Source organism: Sphingomonas aerolata (assembly GCF_003046295.1).
Classification (GTDB): Bacteria; Pseudomonadota; Alphaproteobacteria; order Sphingomonadales; family Sphingomonadaceae; genus Sphingomonas; species Sphingomonas aerolata.
Window position 1 is genome coordinate 652,938 of record NZ_PZZN01000003.1, and the last position, 13,315, is coordinate 666,252.

A 13,315-nucleotide genomic window follows, 5' to 3' on the forward strand; every position below is an offset into this window, starting at 1 on the left:
CGCAGAGCCCGCGCGGCGGACCGTCAGAGGCTTTCGAGCGCCTTGGCGACGCCGTCCATCGTGAACGGCTTCTGCAGGCGGGGCCGGTCGCGGAAACGGGGATCGAGGCCGTCATCGCCACCGCCGGTCGCGAACACGAAGGGAATTCCGCCTTCGGCAAGCCGTTCGGCGATCGGAGTACTCTTCTCACCGCCACGCAGGTTGACGTCGAGGATCGCGGCGTCGACACCCCCGGCCGAGATGCGGTGCAGGGCATCGGCGACGGTGTCGACGGACCCTGCGACGCCCTTGTCCAGCACCTCGAGGAAATCCTCGAGCATCATGGCGATCAACGGTTCATCCTCTACGATGAGGATCTGCTGTGGCACGTTCATATTTTGTACCTTAGGCGGCAATTTCGCCGAGCGCCAACATCTTGTTGCTTAACGTGCCGCAAGAACGTCGCGCGCGGCTTCGGCAAGCTGCTGAACCGAGAAGGGCTTGGGAAGAAACTCGACATTGTCGAGATCGATCGACTTGCGCAGCTGTTCCTCGGCATAGCCCGACATGAAGACGATCGGCAGGTCGGGATATTTCTCGCGGGCGTGGCGGACCATCGTCGGGCCGTCCATGGTCGGCATCACCACGTCGGTGATCAGCAGGTCCGGGCGGCCGTTCTTCGCCATGATCTCGAGCGCGACCTCGCCATTCTCCGCGGTCAGCACGCTATAGCCCTGGCGGGTGAGCGCGCGTTCGGCGACTGCGCGGACCATGTCCTCGTCCTCGACAAGCAGGATGGTCCCCGTGCCCCACAGGTCGGCGGGCTTGGCCGCGGGCTTGGGCGCGGTGAGCCGGGGCGCGGCGGGGGCGGCGTGGACGGGGAGGAAGATGGTGAAGGTCGCCCCCTGCCCCGGCTGCGATTCGGCGAAGATATAGCCGCCCGACTGCTTAACGATGCCGTAGACGGTCGACAGGCCGAGCCCGGTGCCCTTGCCGAATTCCTTGGTCGTGAAGAACGGCTCAAAGATTTTCGGCAGGACCTCGGGCGGGATCCCGGTGCCGGTATCCTGGACGATCAGCGCGGTATAGTCCGCAACCGGCAGGATGTCGGAGGCCATCTGCCGCACCTCGGTCGCCGAGACCGAGCGCGTGGTGATGGTCAGCGTGCCGCCGCCGCGCGGGTTGGCGGACAGGATCGCATCGCGGGCGTTGACCGCGAGATTGACGACGACCTGTTCGAGCTGCCCCGGATCGGCGCGGACCGGCCCCAGGTTGCGGCCGTGCATCATGTCGAGCCGGACGGTCTCGCCCATCAGCCGCTTGAGCAGGTTCGAGACCTCGGACACGACGTCGGGCAACTGCAGGATCTGCGGGCGCAGCGTCTGCTGGCGGCTGAAGGCGAGCAGCTGGCGAGTCAGTCCGGCGGCGCGGTTCGAGTTGGTGCGGATCTGCTGGATGTCGTCATAATCGCTGTCGCCGGGCGAATGGCGCATCAGCATCAGGTCGCAGTGCCCGATGATCGCGGTCAGGATGTTGTTGAAATCATGCGCGACGCCGCCGGCGAGCTGGCCGACCGCCTGCATCTTGGTTGCCTGCGCCACCTCGCGCTTCAGTCGCGATTCCTCGCTATTGTCCTTGAGGCTGAGCAGCACGGCGGCGTCGCCGAGCCCGCGCGCGCCGGCGATGGTCAGCGCGACCGGCTCGTCGGGATGATCCTTCAGCCGGACCGCCATGTCGGTCGAATGCGTCTGCCCACCCGCGAACCGGCGGATCGCGTCGGCGACCGCGGTCTTGTCCTCGCGCACGACGAGGTCGCCGGGGTAGAGCGGCGGCGCGGCACCGACGACCCCGGCGGCGCGCAGGAACGAATCGTTCATCTGGATGAAGCGGCCCTCGCGATCGACCAGCGCCATGCTGAACGGCATCAGGCTGACGAGGCTGCGGACATGCGCGGACGCGGACGCGCCGATCGCGGGCGCATCCTCCTCGTCGTCGAGCAGGATGACGAGGACGGGGGCGTCGTCGCCCTCGACAAAGGGCACCTGCACTACGCGCAGCGGCGTCCCCGCGCCACCCTCGCGCGCGAAGCGGACGAGGCCGCGATTGTCGGTGATCAGGAAGCGCGCGAAGTCGCGTCCCTCGATCGCCTCATGCTCGTCGCCGATCGCGCGGACGCGGAGCACGCGGTTGGTCGCGCGGACGCGGCCGTCGGCGCTGAGCAACGCCGCCATGATCCCGCTGCCGCCGAGCCGGTCGCCGGTCGGCCCGTCGATCAGCCGTTCGGCGGTCTGCGCGAGGTCATAGTCGGGCGCGGTGACGAACCGCCAGACGAGCATGTCCGCCTCGTCGCCGGCGCGGGTAATCGATGCCGAGATGCGCAGCCCGTTGGCGACCAGCCGCTCCGCCTGCGCATGACCGTCGCGCCACGCGGTGCGTCCGGCCTCGGCGAGCAATACGACCCCACTCGCGTCGAGCGGCAGCCCCGGCGGGGTCGGAAAGCCGCTGAACACCGCGTCATAGGCATCGTTCGCGCAGACCAGCCGGCCCGCACGATCGGTCACCGCGATCGCATCGCCGCTCGCCTGCGCGACGGCCCGCGTAAAGTCCCAGTCGATCGTGCGCAGATCGGCGCTGCCGGCGCGCGCGAGCAACCGCCAGACGATCACCGCGCCGATGACGATGATCGCCGCGGCGAGAAAGGCCGCCGCGACGACGATGTCGCCGATCATGCCGAGCACCAGCCCCGACGCGGCGATCCCCGTCACCGCCGCGACGAGGGCGGCGCGGCGGTTCGGCCCGAGGCCGGTCTGGGGCGGAAGCGAAACCATGCGATGCCTCTTCCGCTGTTCGGGGGTTTGGGGTCAAGCATCATGTCCCCGCCCGGTTTCCCGGGCAGGGACGCGGCCGGTCACCAGATGCGCACGCGCTGTTCGGGGGCGAGATACAGACGCTGCGTCGGCTTGGGCTGATAGGCGGCGTACCAGGGGTCGAGATTGCGGACGACCGAGGCGCGCTGCTGCGACGGCGAATGCGGATCGGTCAGCAGCCGCTGCCGCAGGTTCGCCTCGCGGTAGTTGCGGCGCCAGACCTGCGCCCAGCCGAGATAGAAGCGCTGGTCGCCGGTGAAGCCGTCGAGCACGGGGGCCGCCTTGCCGCCGAGCGCGGTGTGATAGGCGTCATAGGCGACCGTGAGCCCGGCGAGATCGGCGATGTTCTCGCCCATCGTCAGCTGGCCCTTCACGTGCATGCCGGGCAGCGGCTCATAGGCGTCGTACTGCGCGCCGAGCTTGCCGGTCAGCGCGTTGAAGCCGGCGATGTCCTTGGGCGTCCACCAGTCGGTGAGCTGCCCCTTGGCGTCGTATTTCGAACCCTGGTCGTCGAAATGATGGCTGAGCTCGTGCCCGATCACCGCGCCGATGCCGCCATAATTGACCGCGTCATCGGCCTTGGGATCGAAGAAGGGCGGCTGGAGAATCGCGGCGGGGAAGACGATCTCGACCATCCCGAAATTGGCATAGGCGTTGACCGTCATCGGCGTCATGCCCCATTCCCAGCGCTGCAGGGGCTTGCCGAGCTTGGCGATATTGTCCTGATGCTGCCATTCATTGGCGCGCCATTCGTTGCCGAACGCGTCGCCGGACGTGATCGTCAGCGCGGACAGGTCCTTCCACTGGCTGGGATAGCCGATCTTGGGGGTGAAGGCGGCGAGCTTGGCGTGCGCCTTCTGCTTGGTCTCGGGCGCCATCCAGTCGAGCTTGTCGATCCGGCGGCCCATCGCGGCGAGCACGTTCTTCACCAGCACATCGGCTGCCGCCTTGGTTTCGGGCGGGAAATACTGTGCGACGTAGAGCTTGCTGACCTCGTCGCCGAGTGCGTCGCTGGTGAACTGGACGCCGCGCTTCCAGCGGGCCTCCTGCTCGGGGGTGCCGCCGAGCACGGTGCCGTAGAAGGCGAACTGTTCGGCGTCGAACGCCTTTGGCAGCACGTCCGCATAGCCGTCGAGCAAGCGGAGCATCAGCTGGTCCTTGAGCACGCCGAGCGGCGCGGTCGCGACGAGTTTTGCAATGCCGGTGATCGCCGAGGGCTGTGCGACGATGACGGTCGGAACGGGCGTGCCGGTCGCCTTGAAATAGCCCGCGAAGTCGAAGCCGGGCGCACGCCTGGCGAGATCGGCGACGGTCATCTTGTTATAGGTCTTGGTCGCGTCGCGGCTGTCGACGCGGGTCCAGCTGACCCGGGCGATCTCGGTCTCGAACGCGAGCAAGGCGGCGGCGCGCGCCTCGGCATCGGGTTCGCCGGCGAGCGTCAGCATCTTGGCGATGTGCGCGCGGTAGGCGGTGCGCGCCTCGACCAGCTTGGCGTCGGTGCTGAGATAATAGTCGCGGTCGGGCAGGCCGAGCCCCGACTGGCCGAGCGAGAGGGCGTATTGCTCGGGGATCTTGTCGTCTTGGCCGACGCCGCTGCCGAACGGGCCGCCGATGCCGGCGCGATCCGCCTCGGCGAGAAGCGCGGGATAGCCCGCCCGGTCCTTCAGTGCGGCGATCTTCGCGAGCCACGGCCGGATCGGCGCCAGCCCCTTGGCCTCAATCGTGCCGGTGTCGAGGAAGGTCGCATAGGCGCGGCCGATCTTCGACTTCGGGTCCTTGGCCGCGGTGTCTAGAATGCCGCGGGTGCGCGTCTCGGACAGGTCGGAGAGGAAGTTGAACGCGCCGTAATTGGACTTGTCCGCGGGGATCGGGGTGGTCTTCGCCCAGTTGCCATTGGCGAAGGCGTAGAAATCGTCACCGGGCTGGACGCTCTTGTCCATGCCCTTCTCGTCGAAGCCGAAGCTGCCATATTGCGCGCCGGTCGAGGCCGGCGCGGCGGGCGCGGCGGTTGGTTCGGCGGTCTGCGAGATGGCGGCGGTGACGCCGGCGATCGCGGTGGCGGCGAGCAGGCCGGCGGCGATGTAGGTCTTCATGGGGGACTCCTGGAATTTCGTTGGCGGTACACCTCCCCGGCGGAGGCCGGGGCCCAGTTGGGAAGGTCTTGGTAACGATGGACAGTCGGCCATTACGTCTGTCGCCCAAATGGGCCCCGGCCTTCGCCGGGGTGGTGGATAATTCGGGCGGTCGGCTGAGACAGGTTGCGAGATACGGATGGGAGGGGTTTGGTAACGAGGGATAATCCGCCTTTACGTCTGTTCCCCAACTGGGCCCCGGCCTTCGCCGGGGTGGGGTGTATCTGGGGCGGTCGGCGGGAGCGGATTACCAGATGCGGACGCGGGTTGCGGGGGCGAGGTAGCTGGCCTCGCCGGGCTTCACGCCGAACGCCGCGTACCAGGGGTCGAGGTTACGGACGGTGAGGACGCGCTGGTGACCCGGCGAGTGCGGATCGGACAGCAAGGTCTGGCGCAGTGCGGGTTCGCGGAACTTGCTGCGCCAGACGCCGGCCCAGCCATAATAGAAGCGCTGGTCGCCGGTAGTGCCGTCGATCACCGGCGCGGGCTTGCCGCCGAGCGAGCGGTGATAGGCGTCATAGGCGACGGTCAGGCCGGCGAGATCGGCGATGTTCTCGCCGAGCGTCAGGCCGCCCTGGACGTGCAGCCCGGGCAAGGGCTCATAGGCGTCGTACTGCTTGACCAGCGCGTCGGTGAAGACCTTGAAGCGCGCGACGTCCTGCGGCGTCCACCAGTCGGTGAGCTTGCCGCTGGCGTCGTATTTGCGGCCCTGATCGTCGAAATGATGGCTGATCTCGTGACCGATCACCGCGCCGATGCCGCCATAGTTGATCGCCGGATCCGCCTTTGGATCGAAGAAGGGCGGCTGGAGGATCGCGGCGGGGAAGACGACCTCGTTCATCGTCGGATTGGCATAGGCGTTGATCGTCATCGGCGTCATGAACCATTCGCCGCGATCGATCGGCTGGCCGAGCTTCTTGAGGTCGCGATCATAGTCGAACGCGTTGGCGCGCGCGACGTTACCGACGAGGTCGCCGCGCTGGACCTGGAGCGCGGAATAGTCGCGCCATTTATCAGGATAGCCGATCTTGGGGGTGAAGGCGGCGAGCTTGGCGAGTGCCTTGGTCTTGGTCTCGGGCGCCATCCAGGCGAGGTTGCGCAACCGGTCGCCCATCGCCGCGATGACGTTCTTGACGAGCTGATCGGCGGCCGCCTTCGATTCTGGCGGAAAATATTTCGCGACATATTGCTCGCCGATCGCCTCGCCCATCGCGCCCGACACGGTCGAGACGCCGCGCTTCCAGCGGACCTGCTGCTCGGGTGTGCCCGACAGGGTGGTGCCGTAGAAGCCGAAATTGGCCTTGTCGAAATCGCTCGAGAGATAGGGTGCATAGGCGCGCAGCACCTTGAGCATCGCATAGTCCTGAAGGACGTTCACCGGGGTGTCGGCAAAGACCTTCGCCTCGCCGGTCAGCGCGCTCGGCTGCGCGACGAGGTAGAAGGGACGGCCGGTGACGCCCATCGCGGTCATGTACTGCGCCCAGGGGAAGCCGGGCGCCTTGGCCGCGAAATCGGCGGCGGTCCATTTGTTGTAGGTCTTGTCCGCGTCGCGGCTTTCGATCCGCGTCCAGTGCGCGGTGGCGAGCCCCTTCTCCATCGCGAAGACCGCCGCGGCGCGCGCGGCGGCGTTGGGCTCGCCCGCGAGCGTCAGCATCTGCGCGAGATACGCCTGATAGGCGGTACGGACCGCGGCGAGCTTGGCATCGTCCTTCAGATAATAATCGCGATCGGGCAGCCCGAGGCCGCTCTGGCCGAAACCGACGACATAGGTGGTCGGATCCTTGTCGTCCTGCTGGACGCCGACGCCGACGAGCCCGCCGACCCCCTGGCGCTGCAGCTTCGCAATCTGGGTGACGAGCGCGGTCTTGTCGGTGGTCGTCTTGAGCGCGGCGAGCATCGGCTTCACCGGCCCCGCACCCTTCGCGTTGACCGCTGCCTCGTCCATGAAGCTGGCGTAGAATTCACCGACCTTGTCGCCGGGCTTTGCGGTCGCGGCGTCGAGGATCGTCCGGGTGCGCTCGAGCGACAGGTCCTGGAGGACGTGGAACATGCCGTAGGAAGAGCGATCGGCGGGGATCGGCGTCGCCTTCTCCCAGCCGCCATTGGCATAGTCGAAAAAGTCGGTGCCGGGCTTCACCGTGGTATCGCGCCCGGCCATGTCGAAGCCGAAATCGCCGATCTGCGGCTTGTTCGCATCCTTCGGCGCGACGGGACCGCTTGCCGCGCCTGCGAGCGCGGGCGACGGCGCGGCCGGTCGGGCCGGGGTCTGACTGGTCTGGGCCGAGACCGTTGCGGCGGAGGCGAGCAGAATGGCGGTGACAATCGACGTACGCATCAGAGACCCTCGGGGAAGAACTTCAGGATGCCGTGTGTTCTACGCCGATAAGACGCTCCGTCAATTCGTCGGGCGACAGATAGTGACGATTGTTACGATCCGCGATTATCATGGCGGTGCCGCCACTTGCGGGCAATCCACAGCCGCCAGCCGAGCGCGCTGAGTGCATAGCCGCCGATCGAGGCGACGATGGTGATGGCAAGGAGGCCCAGCGCGGTGGCGGGCCCCGCCTGCATCAGCCAGGGGATCCAGTCGGCCTGCGCGGCGGCTTCGGCGACCGGCTGGCCGGGGACATGCGCGTCGATCCGCAGCATCCACGACCCGATCCAATAGGCGGCGATCCAGAGCGGCGGGGTCGTCAGCGGATTGGTGATGAAGGTGGTCAGCGCGGCGGTCGGCACATTGGCGCGGAACGGCAGCGCGAACAGCGCGGCGACGGGGGTCTGCGCGACGGGCACGAGGATCCCCGCGACCATGCCGAGCGCGACGCCGCGCGGCACCGAGCGCCGGGTGAAGCGCCACAGTTCGGGCGCGAGCACGCGGTGCGCGACGGGGCGCAACAGGCGGTTGCGCTCCATCGAATCGCGGGTCGGCAGATTGCGATGCGACCACGCCGCGAGGCGCCCGAAAAGACCGACCGGCGCCCTGGTCACGGCCTATCCACGATCCCGCATGATCCGGCCCTGCTCGCGCTTCCAGTCCTGTTCCTTCACCGAATCGCGCTTGTCGTGGTTCTGCTTGCCCTTGGCGAGCGCGAGCTCGACCTTCGCGCGGCCCTTGGAATTGAAATAGATCATCAGCGGCACGAGCGTCATGCCCTGGCGCGCGACCGCGCCGAACATCTTGTTGATCTCGCGCTCGTGCAGCAGCAGCTTGCGCGGCCGCTTGGGCTCATGGTTGAAGCGGTTGCCGTGGCTGAATTCGGGGATGTTCGAATTGACGAGCTGGACCGTGCTGCCCTTCACCTCGGCATAGGCCTCCGCGATCGAGCCTTCGCCGCCGCGCAGTGCCTTCACCTCGGTGCCGGTCAGCGCGATCCCCGCCTCGAACACCTGCTCGATATAATAGTCGTACCGCGCGCGCCGGTTCTCGGCGACGATCTTGGTCTTTTCGAAGGTCGGGGGTTTGGGGCGTGCCATGGGATGCGCGATGTAGGAGGTCGGAGGGCGAAGGGGAAGCGGGCGTCGTATCGCGTTGGACGTTAATTGTCGGTCCCCCCGTCATCCTGACGTGCGTCAGGATGACGGACGGGGATCAGACCAGGCCGGCGTGCGCCAGCGCCGCGTCGACCGCGGCGCGCGAGGCATCGCCCGCGGGGGTCATCGGCAGGCGCAGCGTCTCGGGGAAGCCGGCCCGTACCCGCGCCATCGCGTATTTGACCGGGCCCGGCGACGCGTCGGTGAACAGCGCGTCGTGCAGGGGATAGAGACGGTCCTGGTAGGCGAGCGCCTTGACGAAATCGCCCGCCTGGCACGCCGCCTGAAACTCGGCGCACAGCTTCGGCGCGACGTTGGCGGTGACCGAGATGCAGCCGGTACCGCCCATCACGTTGAACGCGAGCGCGAGGTCGTCATTGCCCGACAGCTGGCAGAAGTCTGGCCCGCAGGCTTCGCGATGCTGCGACACGCGGGCGAGCACGCCGCTGGCGTCCTTCACGCCGACGAACACCTGCGGAAAGGCGGTGACGACCCGCGCCAGCGTCGCGGGCTGGATGTCGGTGACGGTGCGGCCGGGCACGTTGTAGAGGATGATCGGCAGCGGCGCATCGGCGGCGAGCGCCTCGAAATGCCGGAAGATCCCCTCCTGGCTCGGGCGGTTGTAATAGGGCGGGACCATCAGCGCGGCATCGGCGCCAGCCTCATGCGCCGCACGCAGATTGGCCGAGGCGACGCGTGTGTCGTTCGACCCCGCCCCGGCGATCACCGGCACGCGGCCCTTCGCCTGATCGACGCAGACGCGGACGACGTGGAAATGCTCGTCATAGGACAGGGTCGCTGCCTCGCCCGTGGTGCCGCACGCGACCAGCGCGGACGAGCCCTCGGCGATCTGCCACTCGACGAAATCGCGATAGGCCTGCTCGTCGAAAGCACCGTCCGCGGCGAACGGCGTGACGAGCGCCGGGATCGACCCGGCAAAGGAAAAACCTGCAAACATCGGTATATTGCGCTCCTGCCGCGCTGAATTCGGGCGTTTCGTTCAGGACAGATACGGGTTGAACTGCTATCCTGTCCACATGGTAGCATTGGCGTTCAAATCGAGCATCGTCCTGGCGGCTTTGGCCGGCACGGCGGTATCTTCAGGGGTCGGACAGGAAACGCTCGACCGGTACCGAACGCAGCTTTCGAATATCGGCCCGCAGGCGCAGCCGATGGCCAGCGACGGCGCGATCGCCTCGACGATCGCGCAGTGGCGCGCGCTGCAACAGACCGATGCGCTGCCGTTCGACAGCTATGCCGGGTTCCTGATGGCGCATCCCGGCTGGCCGAACGAGACCGCCAATCGCCGCGCGGCGGAGCGGCAGGCGGCGATCGGCAGCGGTGCGGCGGGCAGCGTCGTCGCGTTCTTCACGCGCTATCCGCCGCAGTCCGCGACGGGCAATCTTGCCTATGCGCGCGCATTGCAGGCGACCGGGCAGCGCGACCGGGCCTATGCCGCGGTGCGCACCGCCTGGCGGTCGGGCGGTCTGTCGTCGATCGATCAGGTCGCGGTGACAACAGGCTTCCCCGGCGCGCTGTCGCCCGACGATCAGGATGCGCGGATGGACGCGCTGCTCTGGTCGGGGCAGACGAGCGCAGCGCAGCGCCAGATCCTGCTGGTCAGTCCCGCCAAGCGCGCGCTGTTCGAGGCGCGGCTCGCCTTCCGGACCAATGCACCGAACGCGTCCGATCTGTCCGCGGCGACGATGGAGACGTATCGCGGCGACGCCGGCTATGTCGCCGACCGCGCGGTGTGGTTGCGCAACAGCGGCGCGAGCCCGAGCGCGCGCGCCTGGCTCGCGCGGCCGCGGGCGCTGACCACCCGGCCGGGCAATGCGGGCGAATGGTACGAGATCCTGGTGACCAATGCGCGCGGCGCGGCGAATGACGGCCAGTGGCAGGTCGCCTATGACATCGCGCGGCAGATCGACGATGCCTATCCGGCGGGGGCGAACATCTCGGCCAAATCCTATGCCGAGCGCGACGAATATACCAATCTCGCCTGGCTCGGCGGGCAGGCGGCGATGAAGCAGCTCGGCCGGCCGGCGGACGCGATGACGCTGTTCGACCGCTATGCGCGCGGGTCGAATTCGCCGGTGGTGCGCGCGCGGGGTTATTACTGGGCGGGTCGCGCGGCCGAGGCGGCGGGCCGGCAAACCGATGCCACCGCCTTCTACACGCAGGCGGCCGGCTACCGCGATCAATATTACGGACAGCTCGCGACCGAGCGGATGGGCCGCGCGCTGACCCCGCCACCGCCGATGGCCAGCCTTGCGATCGCGCCTGCGGTGCGCGCCGCGTTCGAGCAGCGCGAGACGGTGCGCGCGGTCAAGTTCCTCGGCCAGATCGCCGACTGGCAGGACCAGACCGCGTTCGTCCGCCAGATCGCCGCGGATGCGACGACCGACACCGACCATGCGCTCGCCGCCGAACTGTCGACGCGCATCAACCGCCCCGATCTGGGCGTGATGGTCGGGCGCAGCGCGCTGGCGAACGGGCTCAGCGACTATTCGGCGGCGGGCTTCCCGACCGTCAGCGTGCCGGCGGGCTATGAGGACAACTGGACGATCATCCACGCGATCTCGCGGCAGGAGAGCCAGTTCGATCGCGCCGCGATCAGCCATGCCGGTGCGCGCGGGCTGATGCAGCTGATGCCCGCGACCGCGCGCGAGCAGTCGGGCAAGATCGGGCTCGCCTACAACCAGGCGTCGCTGACGACCGATCCCAATCTGTCGATCATGCTGGGGTCGAGCTACTTCCAGCGGATCTATGCGAACTATGGCAGCTATCCGCTTGCGATTGCTGCGTATAATGCTGGCGGTGGCAATGTGAACAAGTGGCTGCGCGCGAATGGCGACCCGCGGACCGGGGCGGTCGACATCATCGACTGGATCGAGGCGATCCCGTATCAGGAGACGCGCAACTATGTGCAGCGCGTGATCGAGAATGCGGTCGTCTACGACCTGATGAACCCCGCTCGCGCCAAGAGCCGCAGCGTCGCACGGACGTCCTGGTATCTCGGCAAGACCCGGCCGGGCTGAACCGGACGAGACGGCGCGCATGGATCGGCCCAACTACATCACCCCGGCAGGCTATACGGTGCTGCGCGAGGAATATGAGCTGTTGCTCGGCAGCGAGCGGCCCAAGCTGGTCGAGGTGATTTCCTGGGCGGCGGGCAATGGCGACCGGTCGGAGAACGGCGACTATATCTATGGGCGCAAGCGGCTGCGCGAGATCGACCGGCGGCTCGGCTGGCTGTCGCGGCGGATGAAGGCGGCCAAGGTCGTCGATCCCGCCGTGCAAGAGGACCGCAGCCGCGTCTGGTTCGGCGCGTGCGTGACGGTGGCGGACGAGGAGGATGTCGAACGCGTGCTCACGCTGGTCGGCGACGACGAGACCGATGCGGGCAATGGGCGGATCGGCTGGAATTCGCCGTTCGCCCGCGCACTGAGGGGTGCCGCGATCGGTGATATCCGCCGCGTCGACCTGCCCGCGGGCGAGCGCGAATATGAGGTGATCGCGATCGCCTATCCCTGATCTCCCATCGCTGAACGGTCCGTTTCCATCCGGCGCGTTGACGCAGGCACGCGCGCATAGGACGTAGCGGGACCGCAACGACGTTCAGGATGATCCCATGCCGATACCCGCCACCTGGTCCCCCCGCCTGCTCAGCGTGATGCGCATCGTCGTGGCGCTGGTATTCTTCAGCCACGGCATTTCCAAGTTCTTCGGACTGCCGCCCTTCCCGATGGCGATGACTCCGTTGCTCTACGTCGCGGGCATAATCGAGGTCGTGGGGGGCGCGTTGCTGATCGTCGGGCTGTTCACGCGGCCGGTGGCGTTCCTGCTGTCGGGCATGTCGGCGGCGGCCTATTTTCTTGCGCACGCACCGCAGGGGCCCTTCCCGATCGCCAATGGCGGCGAGGCGGCGGTACTCTATTGTTTCGTGTTCCTCTACCTCGCCGCAGCGGGTGGCGGCGCGTGGAGCGTGGACGCGGGGCGCGGGCGGGGCTAATCCCGGCAGCATGGCTGATACAACCACCCGCAACGTCGCGCTGCTGATCGACGCAGACAACGCCTCCTCGGCGACGCTCGACCCGGTGCTGACCGTTCTTGCCGAGCTCGGGACGGTCAACGTCCGGCGCGTCTATGGCAACTGGTCCAAGCCCGCGCTCAAGGGGTGGCGCGACATGTCGATCAAGCACGGCATCGAGCCGCAGCAGCAGTTCGACCTGACCAAGGGCAAGAACGCGACCGACATGAAGATGACGATCGACGCGATGGACCTGCTGTTCCGCGGCCGGATCGACGGGTTCGGGATCATGTCGTCGGACAGCGACTTCATGCCGCTGGCGATGCGGATCCGCCAGGACGGCGTGCCCGTCTATGGCTTTGGCACGAGCCGCACGCCCGAGGGGTTTCGCCAGGCCTGCACGCGCTTCATCGACGTCAGCGCGCTCGACGACGAGTCCGAGCCGATGCCGCTGTCACTGCCGCCCGCGATCGGTGGCGAGAAGGCCCCTGCCCCCGCCGCGCCCGCGGCACGCCGGTCGCGCGGCGGCGAGCCGATCGGGTCGGACCTGATCAAGCTGCTGATCGACGCGTACAACGCGGGCAAACGCGACGAGAAGGGCTATCAGAGCCTGACCGAGCTCGGACAGCGTGCGGGCAACCGGTCGAGCTTCGATGCGCGCAACTATGGCTTCAACCATCTGTCCGAGCTGATCGAGGCGGTGCCCAATTTCCAGACCGAACGCCGTGACGGCGGTCGGATCTACGTCAAGCGGGTGCGCTGAGCGGGGGCAC

The 13,315-nt window shown here is 67.7% G+C and carries 11 protein-coding genes; 4 read left to right on the plus strand and 7 right to left on the minus strand.

Annotation, left to right across the window (positions count from 1 at the left end; genetic code table 11):
* Positions 1-23: 23 nt before the first annotated feature.
* The 7 genes from C8J24_RS15510 to dapA all read right to left on the minus strand — a co-directional run bounded on the left by C8J24_RS15510 (position 24) and on the right by dapA (position 9,467).
* Entirely contained in the window at positions 24-374 is a 351-nt protein-coding gene (locus C8J24_RS15510; RefSeq protein WP_031396103.1) for a response regulator, read from the minus strand.
* Between the two features lie 48 nt (positions 375-422).
* Positions 423-2,807 carry a hybrid sensor histidine kinase/response regulator gene (locus C8J24_RS15515; RefSeq protein ID WP_107933772.1) on the minus strand — a complete coding sequence of 795 codons (2,385 nt, stop codon included), beginning with the start codon at positions 2,805-2,807 and terminating at the stop codon, positions 423-425.
* 80 nt (positions 2,808-2,887) lie between these two features.
* Complete coding sequence (locus C8J24_RS15520; RefSeq protein WP_107933774.1) at positions 2,888-4,939, minus strand: M13 family metallopeptidase; 2,052 nt, start codon at positions 4,937-4,939, stop codon at positions 2,888-2,890.
* A gap of 286 nt (positions 4,940-5,225) precedes the next feature.
* The gene (locus tag C8J24_RS15525; protein ID WP_107933776.1) at positions 5,226-7,313 is read right to left on the minus strand and encodes a M13 family metallopeptidase; all 2,088 of its coding nucleotides are present in this window, start codon (positions 7,311-7,313) and stop codon (positions 5,226-5,228) included.
* A 92-nt stretch (positions 7,314-7,405) separates the two neighbouring features.
* Positions 7,406-7,891, minus strand: coding sequence for a DUF2062 domain-containing protein (locus C8J24_RS15530; RefSeq protein WP_051916534.1), 486 nt, complete (start codon positions 7,889-7,891; stop codon positions 7,406-7,408).
* Positions 7,892-7,969: 78 nt separating this feature from the next.
* Positions 7,970-8,452 (minus strand): SsrA-binding protein SmpB, encoded by a 483-nt coding sequence (gene smpB / locus C8J24_RS15535; RefSeq protein ID WP_031395420.1) that lies wholly within the window; start codon positions 8,450-8,452, stop codon positions 7,970-7,972.
* 115 nt (positions 8,453-8,567) lie between these two features.
* Complete coding sequence (dapA, locus tag C8J24_RS15540; protein ID WP_107933778.1) at positions 8,568-9,467, minus strand: 4-hydroxy-tetrahydrodipicolinate synthase; 900 nt, start codon at positions 9,465-9,467, stop codon at positions 8,568-8,570.
* A gap of 79 nt (positions 9,468-9,546) precedes the next feature.
* On the opposite strand from dapA, the gene C8J24_RS15545 reads away from it, so the two are divergent.
* The 4 genes from C8J24_RS15545 to C8J24_RS15560 all read left to right on the plus strand — a co-directional run bounded on the left by C8J24_RS15545 (position 9,547) and on the right by C8J24_RS15560 (position 13,305).
* Complete coding sequence (locus C8J24_RS15545; protein WP_107933780.1) at positions 9,547-11,550, plus strand: lytic transglycosylase domain-containing protein; 2,004 nt, start codon at positions 9,547-9,549, stop codon at positions 11,548-11,550.
* Between the two features lie 19 nt (positions 11,551-11,569).
* Positions 11,570-12,046, plus strand: coding sequence for a GreA/GreB family elongation factor (locus tag C8J24_RS15550; protein ID WP_107933782.1), 477 nt, complete (start codon positions 11,570-11,572; stop codon positions 12,044-12,046).
* A gap of 97 nt (positions 12,047-12,143) precedes the next feature.
* Positions 12,144-12,524 (plus strand): DoxX family protein, encoded by a 381-nt coding sequence (locus C8J24_RS15555; RefSeq protein WP_031394250.1) that lies wholly within the window; start codon positions 12,144-12,146, stop codon positions 12,522-12,524.
* Positions 12,525-12,534: 10 nt separating this feature from the next.
* Positions 12,535-13,305: an NYN domain-containing protein gene (locus C8J24_RS15560; protein ID WP_031439510.1), complete on the plus strand. Its 771-nt coding sequence runs from the start codon at positions 12,535-12,537 to the stop codon at positions 13,303-13,305.
* The last annotated feature ends 10 nt before the right edge of the window (positions 13,306-13,315 follow it).